This window comes from Halalkalibacter oceani (genome assembly GCF_023715705.1).
Taxonomy (GTDB): domain Bacteria; phylum Bacillota; class Bacilli; order Bacillales; family Bacillaceae_D; genus Halalkalibacter; species Halalkalibacter oceani_A.
In genome coordinates this window covers 69017-88508 of sequence record NZ_JAMBOS010000001.1, presented here as the reverse complement: position 1 = coordinate 88508, position 19492 = coordinate 69017, and the positions used below count along the sequence as shown (strand labels likewise).

Genomic DNA, 19492 nt, shown 5'->3' with positions numbered 1-19492 from the left:
AACAAAACCTTCATTTCAACCTGGCACTCCCCCAAACAGGTCTACTTAACCACTGAAAAAGACCTGTACTTCGTTCAGGCTCCTTCCAGCAATGAAACAACTTCTTTTAACGTCGTTACTTCCCCAACATTTCCCGGGAAAATAACATATGGGATAAATGGAAACGTGCTTTCGGCTCCTGTTTTCCAAACAGGAATTCCCGGTGCCACCTGACCGGCGACGGTTGCTTTTTTCACCTGCAGCCCTTTTGTCCCGATGTCACTTGACGTGATGCCTCCTTTTGCAATTAAATACGAAGGACGCACCGCAAAGCCAGCGACAATACTTGTCACAGCATCAGAAATCTGGACAGAAAGCTTTAGCTCTTCTTCCTCCATCCCTTTCCCGAGGTCAAGCCGCTCTCGTTTCGTATAAATGACAGTCGTCTGCCCGGCCGTAACCCGTGCTTCCGCTTCTTGTTTCACTCGTTCGACTTCAGCGAAAAAAGCGTTTTTATCGCGGACGAGATGACAATCAAATTCAATGAAATGCAGTGTCGTCAGCTCCTTCAGCGCTTCAAGCTGATCGGTTGTTTTCTGGACATGAGAGCCGACGATAATCAGGCCGCCATTCGTGGAAGCCGGATCAATCAGCTCCTCCCGTTCAAGAAGGGAACGGCTTGAAATATTTCCGATTACTTTCGTAAAGGTTGCCGCTGTACGAAACAAAAATCGCTTTCCTTTATTTAAAGCGTTCATTAGGGCGATTGAAAAGACACGTACATCATCTTCTTCTAAAGCATTAACAACCACCTTGCCAAAATGAGAGACTTGCATCAGGTTTTCTGTAATCCTCTCAATCTCAAGGGCGCGCAACTGCTCAAGGGAAATGAATGTTACCTCTTCCGCCGCAAAAGCGCCTGCTGTTTTTTCTTCGATCCACTCGCCCATATCACTGGCGCGGTAGCCGAAAGTTCGATCCTTGGCAAATTCTGTTTCTCCGGCCGGAACGAGCCGATTTCCATCCTGAACATAGTGAATATTTCTGGCTGTTAAGCGGCCGCCTTCTTTAAAAAACGGCAAAAGAATTTCCCCGTCCACCTTTGTACCACTGTGCTCTTCAATTGTCGTGCGCATCACCTCGGTTTCAAGCGGGTAGTGTCCCCGCAAAGTCGAGTCGCCGCGGCTGATGATCATGTATGGGCGTCCGTACTTTTGTGAAATCCGCTCGACACGTTCCGCAATCAGCCGGTGCTCAGCCTCCGTTTCTTTACGGGTAAAGGCCCTGGAATTTGTCAAAATAAAAAAGATTTGCGCCTCCTCTAAAAAACCTCTCTCAATCGTTTCCTCGCTCCAATCGGTGTATACCGAGACATCATGAACGGTTTGCACTCCTGTCGGATCATCGTCGAGAACGATAATTTTATGAGTGAAAGAGGGCTGCACCTCATTCCAGCGTGCCTCTACGGCTTCTTTGTTTACAGGCGGATAAGCAGCCAACAGTTGTTCCAGCTCTACGCTAGCCATGAGCAACGCCGCCTTTACCTACTTCAATCTGATGATGCTTTTCATAATATTGAACTAACCCGCAATGATCCAAAGTCGCCTTTCCGTCCTCGATTAATTCCTCGAACATCTCCGCCACTTTGCCTGATAAAGGCAGTGGCATCTCCAGCGACTCTGCGGTTGCCAGGACATTGCGTAAATCCTTCGCATTAATATCAATTCTTCCCCCTGCTTTAAAGTCCCGCGCAAGAATCATCGGCACTTTCGCGTCAAGCACCGCGCTGCCGGCTAAGCCGCCACGTATGGCCTCGTACATCTTTTCAATATCGATTCCGGCTTTCGTCGCCAGAGCCAGTGCCTCAGCCATCGCAGCGATATTAACATTGACAATAATTTGATTCGCCAGCTTCGCTGTCGTTCCCGAACCATGGTCGCCAACCAGTGTGATATCCTTCCCCATACATTGCAAAACAGGCTCCACCTTGGCAAAGATCTCTTCTTTTCCACCGACCATGATCGAAACGGTGCCGTCAATCGCTTTCGGTTCTCCGCCACTGACCGGCGCATCAAGCATCTCTACTTGATGAGCGGCAAGGCGTTGGGCAATTTCCTGCGAAACGACTGGCGAAATGGAACTCATATCAACGATAATGCTTCCAGCTTTCAGCCCTTCAATGAGACCGTTTTCATCAAATATAACGCTTTTGACGTGCTCCGAGTTAGGGAGCATCGTGAACGTCAACTCACTTTTTGACGCCACCTCTTTTGGTGACTCAGCCGCTGCTGCTCCGGCTTGCGCGACTTCACGAACCGCTTCTTCATTAATATCAAAAACAGTCAGCTTATATCCCCTGTTGATTAAGTTAAGGGCCATTGGCTTCCCCATAATGCCTAACCCGATAAACCCGATGTTTTTCATCAAATGCCACCCCATTTAACCGATTTTCATTAATCGCTTTTATTGTACACAAAAATAATAATTTTGCATACAATTTTTTATGTTATGTCTACATTTTTTGCCGTTCCTCTACTAAAAAGACCCGAGAACCTTTATACTAAGCATAGAACACCATCATTTCCGCTGAAAAAAGGAGGTAGACCGCCATCGTCTGATGGCAGTCATTCACATTGGCAAAACAAACATCAGCTTATCAGCTCGCTTATGAGCGCTTAAGGGATTATATTTTAAATGGAGAGCTGCCGCGCGGAGAAAAAGTAACCGAGGAAAAGTGGGCAGAAAGACTGGGTGTCAGCCGGACGCCGATAAGAGAAGCGATCCGCAAGCTCGAACAAGAAGGATTAATTAAGGAGAAACGGGTCGTCAATCCAAGTGAAACCGACCTGCGTCATATTTTTCAGGTACGAATTTTGTTGGAGGGCTATGCAACGAGATGTGCCGCTACCTATATGAGCGAAGCTACGCTGCGGCAGATGCACCATTGCATTGAAACCGCCAAAAACGGGGAAACCGAGGAAATTATGGAGGCAAACGAAGAATTTCACAACATTATCATTCAGGCAAGCAACAATCCAGTGATGATTGACACGATTGACCGGATGCAGTCGATTATTTATCTTTTCCGTCGGACGGTCGTCTACTACAAAAGGCCGTTTTTAATCGACGAGCATGAACACATTTATCAGGCAATTCTCGCCCATGATGCGAACCGGGCCGAACAGCTGATGAAAGACCACCTGCAGGCTGACCTTGAATTCTGCCTCCATCTGCTAAAGCAGTGAAAAAGACGAGGCCGAGTCAAAACAAGTTTTGTCTCAGTCACATCATCAAAACAGCAAAACGAGGGGAAGGAGGGAAACAAGCTCCCCCCTTCTTCCTTCCTCTACAGGCCGCGATACCGCTCGATAAAACGGGCGATTCGCCGGGCAGCTTCATAAAGTTCACCATCCTCCGTCGCAAAGGAAATTCTCAGCATTCGCTCCGTAGTTGAACCGAATGTAGTGCCTGGCGCCGCCGCTACCTGCTCCTCCTCCAACAGCTTCAAGGCAACCTCTTCCGCCCCAAGGCCGAGCTCCGCACAATCGATCAGCATATAAAAGGCGCCTTTTGGCGGAATGACAGGGACATTTGCCTGTCGGAAGATGGCCAGTAAGCGATCCTTCCGCTCACGGTAAATTTCAGTCATTTCAGCAAGGAATTGATCCGAGCCGGTCAAAGCCGCTTCAGCTGCCTTCTGTGATACAGAAGACGCACAGGAAACCATCGGCTCCAGCAGCTTGGCCGTCACCTCCGCAATCGGCAGAGGCGCGACGGCGTAACCGACCCGCCAGCCCGTCATCGCATAATTCTTTGAAAATCCGAATATACTGATCACTCTGTCGTCTTGATCAAACTTTTTCACCGTAAGATGCTCTCCTTCAAAAAGAATGCCATCATATACTTCATCAGAAATGACATATAAATCATGCTTTCTCGCAAATTCGAGCACATTCTGAATATCCTGCCCGGTCATAATCGAACCAGCAGGATTACTCGGTGAATTGATAATTAAAAGCTTTGTCTTCTGTGTCACCTTTTCTTCCAATGCTTCCAACGAAAGCGCAAAATCATTCGCCCGATCCAATTCATAGCGAATCGGGACAGCTCCTTGCCCGAGCGCAATCTGTTCATAGTTCGGCCAGCTCGGATCAGGTATCAGCACTTCTTCTCCTCTGTTCACTAGAGCCAGCATCGTCGCGTTTAAAGCCGTCACCGCTCCCGGCGTAACGACGATTTGCTCCGGATCAACCTGCCATTGATAAGTACGCAGCAAATGCTGACAAATTTGCTCCCTCAGAGAATCAAATCCAGCATTGGCCGTATAATGAGTCATGCCGGCGTCCATCGCCGCTTTGGCGGCTTCACGAATATGTATCGGGGTCGTAACATTCGGCTCCCCTATTTCAAGATGAATCGCTCCCTCTATTTTTGATGCCGCTGTCATAATTTCCCTTACCCCGTGGCGCGGAATGTTCAATCCTACCTGTGATATGTTATGCATCAGTTACCTCCCGATGTCTATATTGCTGTTATTGCTGTCTCGTTAAAATACCGGCCAATTTTTTTTGATCAATATTTCCACCACTCGCCAATAATACGGTTTCCTGAAGATCTGGTATCTTCCCTTCAATTGCGGCCGCTAAGGCAACAGCTCCTGCTCCTTCGACAACAAGCTTCCCTTGCAGCAGCATCATTTCTATCGCATCGTGAATAGTCGATTCTTTTACTTGGACAATATCATCGACCCATTCCTCAATAAGCTTTAACAAATACGGCTCGATTTTTTTTAAGGCTAACCCATCAGCTAGTGTATTAACTTCTGTAAGTTCGATTGATTTTCCTGCTTTGTAGCTGCGAAAATATGCATCAGATCCTTCCGGTTGAACAGCAATTACTTTAACCGACGGGTCGACACTTTTGACAGCAATTGCAATCCCTGAAACAAGTCCCCCTCCACCTAATGGTACGATAATTTGCTTGACCTGCGGCAATTGCTCTAAAATTTCAAGGCCGATTGTTCCCTGACCTGCGATAACATCTGCATCTGCAACCGGATGAATGTACGTTTTGTCAGAACTAGCTTCTATCTGTCTTGCTTTGGAATAAGCCATGTCATAAACAGTCCCGGCTTCTATGACATTTGCCCCAAGTGCTTTACAGCTTTCTTTTTTCATGGACGGTGCCGTAGTCGGAACGACAACCGTAGCCTTTGTTTGAAGCCATTTGCTGGCAAGTGAGACACCGAGCGCATGATTCCCCGCAGAAGCTGTTATGACACCGTGCTCTTTTTCCTTTGGGGTTAATGTCGCAATTTTATTATAGGCACCGCGCAGCTTAAAAGAGCCGACCGGTAGTAATGTTTCGGCTTTAATATGGACGTTTTGCTGTAGGCTCGATTGTAACGCTACCATTGCATAAAGAGGTGTCGGTTTAATCACACGATACAACCGTTTTTGAGCTGATTCTATATCGTGCAACGTTACTTCGGCAATACGCTGTCCTGCCATTTTTTGTCCTCCTTTTTCTTTAAAAAGGTAGCCACTTCATCTACAGTGCTTATAACAGGGGGCTCTTTCGCTTTCAAGCAGCTCATATCCTTTAAGCCGTGACCTGTTAATACGACCACCGCCCGTTCTGTCTTTTTCATTCGTCCTTCTTTTACGCTGGTGATTAGACCAGCAAGAGCTGCCGCTGCTGAAGGCTCGACAAACAACCCTTCATACTGAGCAAGCCAGCTCTGCGCCTGGAGAATCTCCTCATCAGTTACTGCTAAAGAAAAGCCTTTTGATTGACGGATCAAAGTTAACGTATGAGTGCCGTCCTTGGCATAGCCATCTAATCCGTCCCCAATCCCTCCTGCAAGAGTATGTGGATGTGCAACAGATTGAACTTCATTTCTTTCTTCTAAAAAAGCTCTGGCAATCGGGTTGCAGCCTTCAGCTTGAATTCCTGCCATTCTTGGCATTCTATTCGTTGACTGAAACTGATTGTACTCTTCATATCCTTTATATATACCGGCTAGTAATGGTCCGGCACCAATTGGAATGAAAATAATGTCAGGTACCTTTCCTTCAAGCTGATTAATCAGCTCATAGGCGACTGTTTTATCTCCTTCGACCGTATAAGGATTCAGAAACGTTGTCGTCAGGTTACACATTTGCAGCTTTTCTCCTGTTTCTTTCGCGAGTGAAAAGCAATGGCTATAAGGACCGGGAACCTTTATAACAGAGGCACCATAAAACTGAGCCTGCCTGACCTTTTCGATCGGTGTTGATTCTGGTACTAGAATCACCGCCTCCATGCCGGCGCGGGCAGCATAAGCAGAAACCGAACCTGCCCCATTTCCACTTGAAGCTACAATAACTCTTTTATAACCAAACTTTTTCGCCATACTTATTCCGATAGAAACAGGTCGATCTTTAAACGATCCGGTCGGATTCATAAATTCACATTTAAAAGACAGATGCTCCAAGCCGATTTCCTTGGCAATCCGTTGTGATGGAATTAATGAAGTCATCCCTTCTCCTAGACTGATGAGCTCTTGCTTATCTAAAGGAAGAAACGGGCTAAATTCCTTGCCACCACTTCCTTCCACCTTATAGGAAACTTCAAGAATACCTCCACATGCAGGACATTCATAATGCTGCTCTATCGGCCATTCACTTTGACAGGAGACACATTTCAATCCAATTTCATTCATTGGCTGTACCCTTCTTTTGTCAGCTCGATAATAAGCCCCAGAAAAAAACGGGCTGCTTCCACGACCTCTTTCACTTCTACATACTCATCAACGACATGAGCCTGCGACAATCCACCTGGCCCTACAACAACCGTAGGAATTCCTTTTTCGACAGAGAAAAAGGGAGCTTCACACGTTGCTTCAAATACTCTGATTTCGCTCTGTTTGTCTCTGATCCGCTCAGCCGTGTTCAATGACGCCTTGACAAATGGATGAGATTTAGGAATAAAGCTTGCCGGTAAGAAGAGATAGCATTCAAGCTCATATTGAAAAGAATGTAAAGCCGAGATTTGATCAAGCTGCTTTACAATTTCTGCTGTCACCTCTTCCTCTCGTTCACCCGGCAACGTTCGACGGTCAATCTCAATCTCACAAAAATCCGGCACGATATTAGGGGCAACCCCGCCTTGAATCTGCGATACCGTTAAGGACGCAGCTCCCATCTCTGGATCGATTCTTTTTTTGATATCAAAGCTTAGTTTTTCAAGTCCGTCAATTAATTTGGTCATCTTATAAATTCCATTATTAGGCTCACGTACAAAACTCGTATGCCCTGCTTCTCCCCGGGTTCTGACCCTGTAACGGGCACACCCCCGGTGACCGATGCAAATATCAAGATTCGTAGGTTCACTGATGACAGCGTAGTCTGCTGTGATTTGATCCTCAAGAAACTTCTTCATCCCAAGATTCGTTCGTTCCTCGTCACTATTAAAAAATAGAAGGATTTCTCCGGCAAATGGATTCCCTGCTCTTTGCAATAAAATAGCGGCATAGATCATCGCTGCTAGCCCCGATTTCATATCGGCTGCGCCTCTTCCATACAGCTTTCCGTCCTTTATTTCGCCGAGAAAAGGATCGAAGGACCAACCTGGTCCCGCGGGAACAACATCAAGATGACCATTATAAATAATCCGGGGACCGGGCTCACTTCCCTTTAATCTCGCGTAAATGTTCGGCCTGCCTTCGACCGCCCAGGACACCTCAGTCTTAATGCTGTTTTCCTCCAATAAATCTCTAATATAAAGGCCAATCCCCTCTTCGTTCTGCAATGGGTTTTCACTTTTATGCTGGATGAGCTTTTGCAAAATTAAGATCAATTCATCTTCCTGAAATAACAGATCCAGCTCCGGATACTCAGCTATAGGCTCTTTCAAAATGTCAGCCTCCTCTATCAATAGTTCATTCCTCTCGCTTCTACTGTCAATTCTCTTTCTAATGCTTCCCCTCTGAATCCATAAATACGGTGGTTAAGATTGAGGATGACGCAGCTATGATTTGGGATAATCTCAATCTGATCACCAACTTCGAGCTCATCCTCATTCGGATCATACCGCAAAAACCCGTGCTCCTCATTCAGCTTTACAATTTTTACACCTGGCCGGCCAACCACATAACCAAAGGTTTCGTCCTTTAAAGATCCGTCTGACGTTAATGTTTTCGAGCCGGCATCAATTGAGGCATAGCCAGGCAAAGGCACACTAACAACTTGACTTCGAATCCTCAATGCGCATCTTTCTATTGGAATAACCCCCAAATGAACAGCGTTCATATCGTAAAAAATATAATTACCTGCTCTTGACTCGGTAATTCCGCTCAGTTGCTCGTGATGAATGGAGGAAGGTGTAGAGCCACCAGATAAGACCGAAAGCTGAAAGCCATGCTCTTCCAGCAGTTTTTTTGCCGATTGCAATATCTCCGCTTCACTTGCTGCTGTTTTCTGCATGCCCTCTTTTGTTGTTTCGCCATAAATTTGCCCCATATAAGTAAATAAGCCGTTTATCTTTAAACCCGGAAGTGCTTTAATTTGGTTCGCAAATTGCAATACCGCTTCCCCCGGTTGTACGCCACCACGGTGGATGCCGCCATCAATCTCTATTAAAACGTTAATTTTCTGGCCTAGCATTTCTCCAGCCTTTGATAAACTTTCTGCACCGACTAAGCTATCAATAATACATGTCAGCTTAACCCGTCCGGCAAGCTTTATGACTCTTTCCAGGTTCTCCTTACCGATAACAGGAAATGCTAATAAAATATCATCAATCCCTGCCTCAGCCATAACCTCTGCCTCTGAAAGTTTCGCACAAGTAATTCCCTTTGCCCCAAGTTGAATTTGCAGTTTAGCCAAATCAATCGACTTATGCGGCTTTATGTGCGGCCGGTGAGCAATTCCTGAACTCTTTAACCCATTTATCATATCTTTAATATTTTTCTCGACCTGATTTAGATCAATTTTTACATACGGAGTTGTGATGTTCATATTATCCCTACTTCCCCTATCACTCTGAATCTACTTCTACAATCATCTCAATTTCCACCGGTGTATTAAAGGGAAGTTCATTTGCTGAAATCGCCGATCGTGCATGCTTCCCCTTCTCGCCGAAAACTTCTTCCAGTAGTTCCGAGGCTCCATTTATGACATACGGCTGTTCAACAAAGCCATCTGCCGAATTGACAAAAGCCAGCAGCTTAACAACCTGCTTTACCCTGTCAAGATTACCAATTTGCGCTTTAAGGACGGCCAGACAGTTGATCATTGTTTGCCGGGCTGCATCATACCCTTCCTCAACAGTCAAGTCAGAACCAACCTTTCCTTTATACTTCAGCACTCCGTTTACTCGGCAATCCTGACCCGATGTATAAACCAGATTTCCAGTTTGCTTGGAGGGGATATAGATAGCTGCCGGTTTTGGCGCATCTGGCAATACAATTCCCATTTCTTTCAATTTATTTTCGACAGAATATACAGTTGACATATTATTATTCACCCTTGTTGTTAAATTTTGAAGCACGTAAACCTTCTATTAATCAACTTCTACTTCCACGATCATCTCAATTTCCACCGGGGTATTGAAAGGCAGCTCATTCGCTGAAATCGCCGATCGTGCATGCTTCCCCTTCTCACCAAAGACCTCTTCGAGCAACTCCGAGGCACCGTTAATAACATACGGCTGTTCAACAAAACCATCGGCCGAGTTAACAAAACCGAGCAGCTTAACGACCTGTTTCACTCTATCTAAGTCACCGATTTGTTTTTTCAAAACAGCAAGGCAATTGATCATCGTTTGTCGGGCTGCATCATATCCTTCTGAAACACTCAGATCCGAACCAACCTTTCCTTCATACTTCAGTACACCATTCACTCGACAATCCTGCCCCGATGTATAGATAAGATTTCCTACTTGTTTTGCTGGAACAAATGGTAAATTCAACTTTTGTGGTTCAGGGATTTCAATCCCTAATTCTTGCAATTTCAATTCAACCTGAGACATATTTATCATCCTTCTAATTTAGTTTTAAAATAAGCTTGGTATCCAAAGGGTTAAAGCAGGAATAAAGGTAATAAGTAAAATAACGACAACCCCTGCAATAAAATAAGGAATTAAATCCTTATACGTATCCTCTATGCCAATTTTGGCAATGTGACACGAAATAAAAAGCGTTGTACCAACCGGTGGAGTAAACAATCCTAATGCAAACGAACAAAGCATCACAATCGAAAAATGAATCGGATCCATTCCTAATCCCTCAGCAATGGGAAAGAAGATCGGAATAAAAACAAACAAATTTGGTACTAAATCCATCACCATACCGGCGACCAGCATAATAGCCACAAGCACTAAAAGTAGAGTCCAGTCAGATAATCCAAGACTTAACAATGTGTCGGAAATTAACTGTGGAACCCCTTCCCTGATCAACACCCATGTGAAAATCGAGGAGCTACAGACAATCATCATAACGACTGTTGTCGAATAGACACTCTCCCGTAAAGCAGCAATCGTCTGCTTCCAATTTAATGATTTATAAATGAAAACACTAATTAAGAAGGCATAAACAGCTGATAAAGCAGCAGCCTCCGTTGCTGTTGCAATCCCAAAAACAATTGCACTGATTAGAAAAATAGGAAGGATCAAAGCCCAGAAAGCTCTTCTAACCGTTATTAAAAATTCTTTTAATGTCGCCCGTTTTTCACGTGGGTAGTCTCTTTTAACAGAAATAATAATTGTAACGACTAAATAAGTAAGACCAATTAACACACCCGGAATGATTCCGGCTAGAAACATCTCAGCCACTGACAAATTGGCTAACCAAGCGATAATAATCATCGTACTGCTTGGCGGGATAATAATGCCGACTACAGAGCTAGAAGCATTAATAGCAGCGGAAAAAGAGGAAGTATACCCTTTTCTTTTCATTTCGGGAATCAATACACTTCCCGTTGACGCTGCATCAGCAACAGAAGAACCTGAGACTCCGGCCATCCCCATACTCGTTACAACAGAGACACAACCAAGCCCACCCGGTAACTGTCTAACCATCGAATCCGCTAAATCAATAATCCGTTTGGCAATATTTCCGTGAACCATTAAATTTCCCGCTAAGATAAAAAAGGGGATTGCTAAAAAGGCAAAAGACTGGCTATTTGAAAAAAAGCGCTGTGCAACCATCGAAAGTGGAATATTTTCAATCATGATATAAAGAAGTGCCGATGAACCCATTGCAAAAGCAATTGGCATCCCGAGAATGATCATGAGGAAAAACCCACCTATCATCAGCCAAATCATTGCAGTTCCCCCTTTGCCCATGTCTCTTTATCTAAGATAATCATAATAATTTGATACAAAATAATAATCGAAACCCCTAAGAAGGCAACTGTTAATGAAGAATAGAGCCAGGCTTTTGATATCCGTAAGACAGGCATTGGCTGGTTAATAACTGCTTGCGCCAATTCGTAGCTTGAAATAAACATGAAAATGGTAAAAAAAAGCATGATTGCTTTCATAGAGACAACCACAATTTTTTGCAATCCTTTCTTCAACTTGTTTCGAAAATAATGAATGGCTAAGTGATCATCATTACGCGTAACAGCGATCGTGGTCATAAAGACAAGCCAAGGAAAAATTAATTGTGTCAGCTCTCCTGTGATCTTGATTGGAAAATTAAAAATATAACGACTCAATACCTCTGCAAACACGACCAATGTCAACCCCACCATTAGTACATTAGAGAAAGTATCAATTGCCCTCATAATTTGATCAACTAGCCTTGCTCCAATTTGCTTTTTTTTGCTCACAGCGATTTCCCCTTTATCGGGTGTTCCAAATCAGTGTTACCAATTTGAAACACCCCTTAAGCTTAATGGTTAATTCCCACGGTATTCTTCAAGAAAGTCTACAGTTTCCTGAATAAACTCAGCCGGGATAACATCCTCAAACTCTGACAACTGTACAGCTTCTCTAAAAGCATCGAGGTCCGGTGTCGTAATTTCTTCAAACTCACCTTCAAGGACATCGAGCATATCTCGATCCATCTGCTGAGTGAATTCTCTTGAAGCATCCCGTGCTTCATCAGCTGCTTCCTGAATAATAGTCTGCAATTCAGGGTCAATGCTGTTCCATAAGTCAAGGCTCATAATGAAGTTAACATGGTAATAAAAGTGATTTGTTAACGCCAAGTAATCTTGAACCTCATGCATGTTATTTTCATAGATTGCATCTAAAGGATTAAATTGGCCATCAACAACACCTTGTGACAGGCCTAAATAAACTTCGGTGAAAGGCATTGTTGAGACTGACGCTCCTAGTTGTTCAAAGGTTTTAATGGAAGTCACTTCATTAGGGCTTCGCATTCTGACTCCCGATAAATCTTCTGGACTTTGAATTGGACGAACATTGTTTGTAATTTGCGCAAATCCTAAATCAGTGTGAGCTAACACTTTAAATGAGCTTGCTTCTGCTTTTGCCTTTAACTCATCACCGATTGGACCATCCAGCACAGCGTAAGCTTCTTCAAAATTATTTACCATGAACGGTAGAGCAAGAATCGAATATTCCGGAATAATGTTTGACATTCCACCCATACCGGCTAATTGAAAATCTAACGCCCCTACTTGCACTTGCTCGACCATTTCTTGCTCTGTTCCTAACACTTCGCCTGCAAAGACTTCGATTGTTACATTCCCATCTGTTTTGCTTTCAACAACTTCTTTAAACTTCTGAGCAGCTACATCTCGTACGGAGCCTTCTGGCGTATTAAAACCGATTCGCCATGAAAACGACTCTCCCTGATAACCTTCAGAACTTCCTCCACTTTCTGAATATTGGGAATTTTCTTCTTCTGAATTGTCATTTGCCTCTTCACCAGAGGTAGTATCATCACTTCCACATGCTGCAAGAAATACAATAATAGCAATCAGAAGCATTCCCAGTATCCACTTACTTTTTAATTGTTTCACCTTAACCCCTCCATTTTTTAATCAGCTTTTTCAAACGAATTTTTTCCTGCTGCAAATTACCTCCTTTCCTTAATTTCTGAATCCATCATAAGAATTAAATGAGTCTCCAGCAATACATTTGTCAGATTTCCTACCCGGAAAAATAAATAATTTTTATATAAGCTAAAAATTATTTATTTTTATTATAAGGTGTTATTTTGAATTGTCAAACACTTTTTTTGAAGCGCTTTCACTGTTTGATAAAGCTGAAAAGAGGGAGTCCCTAATTTGTAGGGACTCCCTCTTTTCAAAAATTTCTTTATGATCGGATATCATCAAGATAGTTATACAACGTGAATTTCGAAATATCAAAAAATTTACAGACCTTATCACCGGCTTTTTTGATTAAAAATGCCCCTCTTTTATCGAGAAACTCTATTGCCTGCATTTTTTCTTCTTTGGACATGTGAGAGACCGGCTTGCCGATTTCATTTTGACATTCCTGTAATAAAAAATCGAGCAGCTCATTGACGTCGTTGACAAACACCTCTTTCACTTCCTGGTCTGTGTCACGCAGAGTCAGCGATTTAATGGCATTTTCCGCCATCATAAAATCGGATATATCAAAGTTGATGCAAATAGATCCTATCGTCTCCTGCTTACTGTTACGCAAGTAAATCGTACTCGACCTTAATAATTTTCCGTCCTTCGTTTGTGTCAAATAATTATACCGGTCCCCTTCTTTCACGGTCCCTCTTAACACTTCCAAGCCTAAATTACTTCCCGGATCGCCAACCTTTCTTCCTGTAACATGACCATTTTCAATCGCCACAATTGTACTGTCATAATCTCCTGTTAAATCATGCAACACCACTTCACACCGGTTGCCAAACTGTGCTGCAATTCCACGAATTAGCGATGTCAGAAATTCAAAATCATCTCTTACGTTTTCCAATTTACTACCACGTCACTCTCTATAAATAGATTATAATTTTTTTTATTTATTTATTATAAAATTTATTTAGATTTATTTCAATATCAATAAAAGAGGATATGCCAAAAAGGTGATTCTCCCTTTGGCATATCCTCCAACAGCGACAGCGGCAAGACACGCTCCTGTCTCTTTAAAGCATTCTAGTTACCTATTAACCGCTTCCTCCAGCCGGTCGGTCGGTGGTGCCGGCGCCGGAGATAATTGTGAAATCTCATTGCGCTGCTCCTCCGTCAGTTGAATCGTCAACGCTTCAAGGGATGGTTCCAACTGCTCCAGATTACGCGCACCGATAATCGGCGCGGTCACCGCGGGGTGAGCCATAACCCAAGCTACCGCGAGCGAAGCAGGTGCCACTCCATGATCATTTGCATATTCATCAAAGCGATTGGCAATTTCAAAATAACTTTTTTCTCCGTAGCGGATTCGGTATTTATCCTGTTCGACAAGGCGCCCGCTTCCGCTTGGATTCCGGTACTTCCCGGTTAAAAGACCGCCTCCAAGTGGGCTGTATGTAATCACACCCATTTGTTCGGATTGAGCCAATGGTAATATTTCAACCTCTGCCTGGCGCTTCACGAGGTTATACATCGGTTGGATGCATTCAAAGCGGGCCAGATGCTCCTTGGCCGACACACCTAACGCTTTTGCAATCTGCCAGGCAGCCCAGTTGCTGACCGCGGGATATAAGATTTTCCCCTGACGTTGCAGATCATCCATCGCTGATAGCGTCTCTTCAATTGGCGTATCTGGATCAAAGGCATGAACAAAATAAAATTCGACTCGATCTGTTTTTAAACGGCGCAGGCTGTCTTCAATCGCCATCGTAATATGGCGCCGCGACAATCCCCGGTTGTTGACTCCTTTTTTGACGGCACCGTTTACCTTGGTTGTCAAAATCAGCTCGTCGCGGCTTCCTTCGATACAGCGACCAAGAATCTCCTCTGCCGCACCATCGTTATAAACATTTGCACAGTCAAAAAAATTAATTCCGGCTTCACGACAACGCTTAAACATTGCTTTCGACGTTTCTTCGTCCGCTACGCCACCAAATGACATCGTACCAAAGCATAAGCTTGAAACTTTAATCCCCGTTCTGCCAATTGTTTGATATTCCACCAGCTTCACCTCTCCTTATTCACAGCAGTTTTATGCAATATCATTATACAACATATGTAAGGGGTTACAAGCGATTAGCGTCTGCCTTTGCGACTTTATGATTAACAAAATGATAAATCGGTTATATCTACTTCAAGAGCGAAATAGAAACAATGACAGTCAGGAGGCAGGAAAATGAAACTTGTAGCCGTGAATGAATATACCGTGCACCGGCAGCATGAGACCAGCAGCGATCGACAACTAATTACCATTCGTTCGATGAAGCCGAAAAAGGAATTTGAAGAAGAATATCTCGCCGGCATCCCGTCCGATCAGCGCCATGAAATCCACATTACAAAATCACAGATGAATCTCTTTTGTGTGTATGCGGTCATCTGTACTGAAGCCTTGGAGAAAAAACGAGAGGTCTTCCGGCAGAAAGCCGTTCGTGACCAACTTTCCATTCGGGAGGCTTCTTTTTATACCATTGAAGAAGTGATCAATCACCAGCACTCCACTTCCGATCTTATTTATGTATTTGGCTTTGGCTTGCTCACGAGGGAAAATCTTGACGCCTTTAAAATGAAATATAATCGAATTCTCGCCAACTTTTTAAACCCGCATTCCGAGCTCGTTTAATCATGATTCCAGGCCTTTAGCAAACGTTTAAGCGCTTTTGAAATCCGGGTATAGAAAGAAAAAGGAGGTGATTGATTATGAGACAACCGAATAAGCACCTGTTTTACAGTCTTGTGTATTTCATCGCCGCCCTCGCCTGCGGGATCAGCTCGTATGTAAATGAAAATGCCTTCCGTATTTTCTTCACCGTGCTTTGCGGGGTATTCCTTATCCTTTCGATCCTTTCCTTAATCAAATACCGGATGAACCGACCGAGGCAAATATAGCAAGTGACGTTACATGCGGGCAGAAAGCTGCTTCCTTCCTGCTCGCATAATTCTGAGCCGGGCTTGCGGCCGTCTGTTTACGAGGCAATGTCCGCTTCCTTCCCGATATGCTGCTCAATTTGCTGAACATCCCGGCGCAGCTGTTCAAAAAGAGCTCGGACACCGCGCCACCAATTTTCGTCCTCGGCGTACTTTCGATTAATCCACTGAATCGGATCGATATCCGGCGGTCTGTTTTCACTCAAATTGACGACGGTTCTTGCCGCTATTTCACTTGATTCTTTCACATCTGTATTAAAATCCTGCCAGCTATGAAACACATTAAACGGATTATTGGCGATTGTCTCCGCTCGTTCATGCGTTCGCGGAACGAATCCCTGCTCCTGGCCGGTGATCGCAAACAATAACAGCGGATGAACATTGAATTCTTGAGCCGTTTGTAAAATCGCCGAGAAATAAGGTTCGTCCGCCAGCAGCGAGTCGCGGCCGGTAAGCCATTCGTGTAGCATGTTTTCATTGATTAGCTGAAACTGCAAGTTCGCCGGCAACGCATTTGGCGGCCCTGTCACCGCCTCTTCCTCCAAAGGCGGCTCCGCCACCACCGTCTCCCCTTCAAGCTGGTGAGAAACGTCCGCTGCATCCTCCTTCAAAAATGGCGATGAAAAGAGATAAAAAACGAGCAAGAGTCCCGCTATCACGGTACAAACGGAAGCGAGCATCTTTGGCTGAAGCTTCTTCGGACTTTTCTTTTCACGGATAGGCGGAGGTGGCGGCTCCTCACTGGCTGCTGCTGGCTCTTCAGGAAGGGATTCCACCAGTAATTCCTCTACTAAGCTTTCGAGCAGTTCACCTTGGATAGGCGTTTTTTCTTTTAGCCATTGGAGAAGCTCCGCTTTCGAGTCAATGGCCGGGACGACTTCAAGACTCGCTTCAAGGATATGTAAGGCAGTAAGCTGAAAGGACGACGCTGACATATGGCGCTGCAGCAAGCGCGAGCGAATAAGCACTTTGGCTTCTTCGTCATAATCTGGAAGGGATTGCTCAATCATTTGCTGGAGAGCCTTTGCAAAAACCCGCGCTCTCTCCTGGGAAGAGTATTGAGGGTACTTCTTGTGGATGTATTGTTTCACATGTTGAATAATCGCCGCGTTAATAATCTCTTTTTCTTCTAATGCTTCCGAAATTCGTTTCATCGATCTCAACCATTTCTTTGCCTTTTAATCGGACAGTCGCAACAGAGCGTATACTATGTCTAGTATAATCGATCACCGGCAAATCGACTACTATTCTAGCAAAAACATTTTCCCCTTCTTCCCCTTGCGCCGCATTAGAATCCTGCTATATGATCAATAGGACAGGAAAGGAGTTATCGCTCATGAAAAACATTCCCCCATTAAGCATCGGCTTGTTTCTCGCAGCCGTTCTTTGGATCAGCGGCGGTTTTGTCGCCGGGTCCTCTTCCTGGCTGTTTATCATCGTCGGGATTATCAACCTCGGCATCGCTGCCTGGATTTATTTGCGCAGCCGCCCGGTTGAATAGCAAATGGTTGTGCGGGTCGTAACGAACTCTCCCACTCGCTTAACAAATGAATTCCGGCTGGAACCCAATCCTACCTTCAACCGGAAAGGTAAAGCCGCTCGTTCTCATCGACATTTCGTACTATTCTTTGCGTTTCACACATAAATTGATAGAGCCAGTCCAAAAAACGTAAAGGATGTTTTGTTATGGAACGACTTCGCTCTATCTCGATTGATCCTCTTGGCGGGAAGAATGATTGGACCGATGAATAATCTGAAAATATACAGTCTCGTGGCATGTGGAGGGATGCTGCAAGGCGTGGCGATGAGTATCTTTTTATTTCCTCACGCCGTCCCTTCCGGCGGTGCCGGCGGTCTGGCGGTTTTATTGCATTATTGGTTTCACATTCCTTTAAGCTTTGCGCTCTGGTTTGTTAATTTTTCGATGCTGGTTGTCGCGATTAAGTGGCTCGGCAATGCCAGTGCAATCGGCACGATGTTTAGCATTTCCGTCACCTCCCTGACGATGTATATTCTTGAAAAAACGATGACCTGGCAGTCTCCGTCAGGCAATGTCTGGCTGGATCTGTTCATTGGGTCCCTTCTGCTCGGCTGTGGGGTCGGTCTTCTGCTGCGGCAAAATGTATCCAACGGCGGAATGGGCGTTCTGGCGCTGATTGTCGCCAATCACCGCAATATTCCCCCGGGTAAGCCGTTGCTTTTGTTTAATGGTTCGATTTTTATTCTGACCGCTTCGATCATCGATTGGCTGATTATTATTCAGGCCATCATTTCTCAAGGATTATCGACCAGGGTCGTTGACCTTATTTATAATATCCGGCTTCCTGCTGCGACCAAGCCGCTATCCCCGGCCCTCCGAAAAAAAAGATAACAACAGCGGCAAAATTACAAAGAGACAACTTGTAAAACAGAGCGCTCACACATACTTATCAATGATGAAATCATCGATAAAGGATGTGTAGTGATGACGTGGAACAAGCTACTCCTGTCTCTTTTTTTCTGCGCTGGTCTTCTTTTCGCGGCCGGCTGTACAGAAGAAACGACCTCTGATTTTCCAACTAAGAGCATTCAGTTGGTTGTTTCCTTTTCACCCGGGGCTGCAACGGACACGCAGGCTCGAATAATGGCCAAATATGCAAACGACTATTTAGGACAAGAGCTTGTCATCGTTAATAAACCAGGCGGAGGCGGTCAGGTTGGCTGGAACTATTTTTCGACCGTTCAACCGGATGGCTATACGTTGGCTGTCTATAACCTCCCACATATTATCACCCAGCCACTCGTTGGCCAGACTTCCTTCGATGCCGGAACGTTTGAACCGCTTGTGAACTGGGGCGGTGATCCAACCGTCTTTGCCGTAAGAAACGACGGCTCCTTTTCCAGCCTTGACGACCTGATCAGCAAAGCAGAAGCCGCCCCCGGACAAATTACGGTCGGCAACGCCGGGAAGTTCGTTGGGCAGCATTTAGCTATTTTGCTGTTGGAACAGGCCGCTGGCATCGATGTCGAGGATGTCCCCTTTCAGGGAGCCGCTGACGCGATTGCATCGTTATTAGGTGGTCATACCGACGTCGTCGCTGGGAATCTCTCGGATATTTACCGGCTCGGTGATGACGTTTTGCCACTGGCGATCGCGACAGAAGAGCGCCACCCGTTCGCCCCCGATATCCCGACCTTTAACGAGTTGGGCTTTCCTGATGTCATGATGAGCACGGATCGCGGCATCGCCGCCAGGGAAGGTACACCGCCTGAGATTATCACGATGCTGGAGGAAGCTTTTTTGCAGCTTTTGCAGGATGAACAGTTCTTAAAGGAAATGGAAACAGCCGGGGCCGACATGCTGATTATGGATCGCGCTGAGGTTGTTTCGGAAATGGAGAAAAGAACAGTTGAGTACACCGAGCTGATTGACCGGATCAATATCGAATAGAAGACCCGTTGGAGAAGGCCACTGACTCGAAGAAGAGTAATGGCTCCGTGCGTTGTGCCTTGGTTCCGAGAAACCCACTCGCAGCTCATTACGAAAA

The 19492-nt window shown here is 44.9% G+C and carries 21 protein-coding genes; 6 read left to right on the top strand and 15 right to left on the bottom strand.

Annotated elements, in window-relative coordinates; genetic code table 11:
* Nucleotides 1-74 precede the first annotated feature (74 nt).
* Together M3212_RS00470 and garR are read right to left on the bottom strand one after the other, a co-directional pair.
* A complete protein-coding gene (locus tag M3212_RS00470) occupies nucleotides 75-1505 on the bottom strand; it encodes a four-carbon acid sugar kinase family protein (protein WP_251191965.1) in 1431 nt (476 codons plus the stop codon).
* Complete coding sequence (gene garR / locus M3212_RS00465) at nucleotides 1498-2406, bottom strand: 2-hydroxy-3-oxopropionate reductase (protein ID WP_251191964.1); 909 nt, start codon at nucleotides 2404-2406, stop codon at nucleotides 1498-1500. The genes M3212_RS00470 and garR overlap by 8 nt, the downstream gene beginning before the upstream one ends.
* 206 nt (nucleotides 2407-2612) lie before the next feature.
* Between garR and M3212_RS00460 the strand changes: the two genes are divergently transcribed.
* Nucleotides 2613-3224 (top strand): GntR family transcriptional regulator, encoded by a 612-nt coding sequence (locus M3212_RS00460; RefSeq protein ID WP_251191963.1) that lies wholly within the window; start codon nucleotides 2613-2615, stop codon nucleotides 3222-3224.
* A 101-nt stretch (nucleotides 3225-3325) separates the two neighbouring features.
* On the opposite strand, the gene M3212_RS00455 is transcribed toward M3212_RS00460, so the two are convergent.
* The 12 genes from M3212_RS00455 to M3212_RS00400 all read right to left on the bottom strand — a co-directional run bounded on the left by M3212_RS00455 (nucleotide 3326) and on the right by M3212_RS00400 (nucleotide 15042).
* Complete coding sequence (locus M3212_RS00455) at nucleotides 3326-4483, bottom strand: pyridoxal phosphate-dependent aminotransferase (RefSeq protein WP_251191962.1); 1158 nt, start codon at nucleotides 4481-4483, stop codon at nucleotides 3326-3328.
* Between the two features lie 28 nt (nucleotides 4484-4511).
* On the bottom strand, nucleotides 4512-5489 hold the full coding sequence (locus M3212_RS00450; RefSeq protein ID WP_251191961.1) for a threonine ammonia-lyase: 978 nt from the start codon (nucleotides 5487-5489) through the stop codon (nucleotides 4512-4514).
* Nucleotides 5462-6682 carry a threonine synthase gene (gene thrC / locus M3212_RS00445; RefSeq protein WP_251191960.1) on the bottom strand — a complete coding sequence of 407 codons (1221 nt, stop codon included), beginning with the start codon at nucleotides 6680-6682 and terminating at the stop codon, nucleotides 5462-5464. Before thrC ends, M3212_RS00450 begins: the two co-directional genes overlap by 28 nt.
* Complete coding sequence (locus tag M3212_RS00440; protein WP_251191959.1) at nucleotides 6679-7875, bottom strand: M20 family metallopeptidase; 1197 nt, start codon at nucleotides 7873-7875, stop codon at nucleotides 6679-6681. Before M3212_RS00440 ends, thrC begins: the two co-directional genes overlap by 4 nt.
* Before the next feature lie 17 nt (nucleotides 7876-7892).
* On the bottom strand, nucleotides 7893-8978 hold the full coding sequence (locus M3212_RS00435) for an alanine racemase (RefSeq protein ID WP_251191958.1): 1086 nt from the start codon (nucleotides 8976-8978) through the stop codon (nucleotides 7893-7895).
* Nucleotides 8979-8997: 19 nt separating this feature from the next.
* Nucleotides 8998-9474 (bottom strand): RidA family protein, encoded by a 477-nt coding sequence (locus tag M3212_RS00430; RefSeq protein ID WP_251191957.1) that lies wholly within the window; start codon nucleotides 9472-9474, stop codon nucleotides 8998-9000.
* Nucleotides 9475-9522: 48 nt separating this feature from the next.
* Nucleotides 9523-9990, bottom strand: a complete 468-nt coding sequence (locus tag M3212_RS00425; protein WP_251191956.1) for a RidA family protein — start codon at nucleotides 9988-9990, stop codon at nucleotides 9523-9525.
* Between the two features lie 24 nt (nucleotides 9991-10014).
* Entirely contained in the window at nucleotides 10015-11283 is a 1269-nt protein-coding gene (locus tag M3212_RS00420; RefSeq protein ID WP_251191955.1) for a TRAP transporter large permease, read from the bottom strand.
* Nucleotides 11280-11792 carry a TRAP transporter small permease gene (locus tag M3212_RS00415; protein WP_251191954.1) on the bottom strand — a complete coding sequence of 171 codons (513 nt, stop codon included), beginning with the start codon at nucleotides 11790-11792 and terminating at the stop codon, nucleotides 11280-11282. The genes M3212_RS00420 and M3212_RS00415 overlap by 4 nt, the downstream gene beginning before the upstream one ends.
* A gap of 69 nt (nucleotides 11793-11861) precedes the next feature.
* Nucleotides 11862-12953 carry a TRAP transporter substrate-binding protein gene (locus M3212_RS00410; RefSeq protein ID WP_251191953.1) on the bottom strand — a complete coding sequence of 364 codons (1092 nt, stop codon included), beginning with the start codon at nucleotides 12951-12953 and terminating at the stop codon, nucleotides 11862-11864.
* A 298-nt stretch (nucleotides 12954-13251) separates the two neighbouring features.
* Nucleotides 13252-13887 carry a helix-turn-helix transcriptional regulator gene (locus M3212_RS00405; protein WP_251191952.1) on the bottom strand — a complete coding sequence of 212 codons (636 nt, stop codon included), beginning with the start codon at nucleotides 13885-13887 and terminating at the stop codon, nucleotides 13252-13254.
* A 183-nt stretch (nucleotides 13888-14070) separates the two neighbouring features.
* Nucleotides 14071-15042 carry an aldo/keto reductase gene (locus M3212_RS00400; RefSeq protein WP_251191951.1) on the bottom strand — a complete coding sequence of 324 codons (972 nt, stop codon included), beginning with the start codon at nucleotides 15040-15042 and terminating at the stop codon, nucleotides 14071-14073.
* Between the two features lie 174 nt (nucleotides 15043-15216).
* Here M3212_RS00400 and M3212_RS00395 point away from each other — a divergent pair, with 174 nt between their 5' ends.
* Both M3212_RS00395 and M3212_RS00390 read left to right on the top strand, forming a co-directional pair.
* Nucleotides 15217-15660 carry a hypothetical protein gene (locus tag M3212_RS00395; RefSeq protein WP_251191950.1) on the top strand — a complete coding sequence of 148 codons (444 nt, stop codon included), beginning with the start codon at nucleotides 15217-15219 and terminating at the stop codon, nucleotides 15658-15660.
* A gap of 77 nt (nucleotides 15661-15737) precedes the next feature.
* Complete coding sequence (locus M3212_RS00390; RefSeq protein WP_251191949.1) at nucleotides 15738-15926, top strand: hypothetical protein; 189 nt, start codon at nucleotides 15738-15740, stop codon at nucleotides 15924-15926.
* 77 nt (nucleotides 15927-16003) lie between these two features.
* On the opposite strand, the gene M3212_RS00385 is transcribed toward M3212_RS00390, so the two are convergent.
* Nucleotides 16004-17119 (bottom strand): hypothetical protein, encoded by a 1116-nt coding sequence (locus M3212_RS00385; protein ID WP_251191948.1) that lies wholly within the window; start codon nucleotides 17117-17119, stop codon nucleotides 16004-16006.
* A 182-nt stretch (nucleotides 17120-17301) separates the two neighbouring features.
* Between M3212_RS00385 and M3212_RS00380 the strand changes: the two genes are divergently transcribed.
* The 3 genes from M3212_RS00380 (at nucleotide 17302) to M3212_RS00370 (ending at nucleotide 19395) form a co-directional block, all read left to right on the top strand.
* Nucleotides 17302-17466, top strand: coding sequence for a hypothetical protein (locus M3212_RS00380; RefSeq protein WP_251191947.1), 165 nt, complete (start codon nucleotides 17302-17304; stop codon nucleotides 17464-17466).
* Between the two features lie 231 nt (nucleotides 17467-17697).
* On the top strand, nucleotides 17698-18336 hold the full coding sequence (locus M3212_RS00375) for a YitT family protein (RefSeq protein ID WP_251191946.1): 639 nt from the start codon (nucleotides 17698-17700) through the stop codon (nucleotides 18334-18336).
* Between the two features lie 93 nt (nucleotides 18337-18429).
* Complete coding sequence (locus M3212_RS00370) at nucleotides 18430-19395, top strand: tripartite tricarboxylate transporter substrate binding protein (protein WP_251191945.1); 966 nt, start codon at nucleotides 18430-18432, stop codon at nucleotides 19393-19395.
* The last annotated feature ends 97 nt before the right edge of the window (nucleotides 19396-19492 follow it).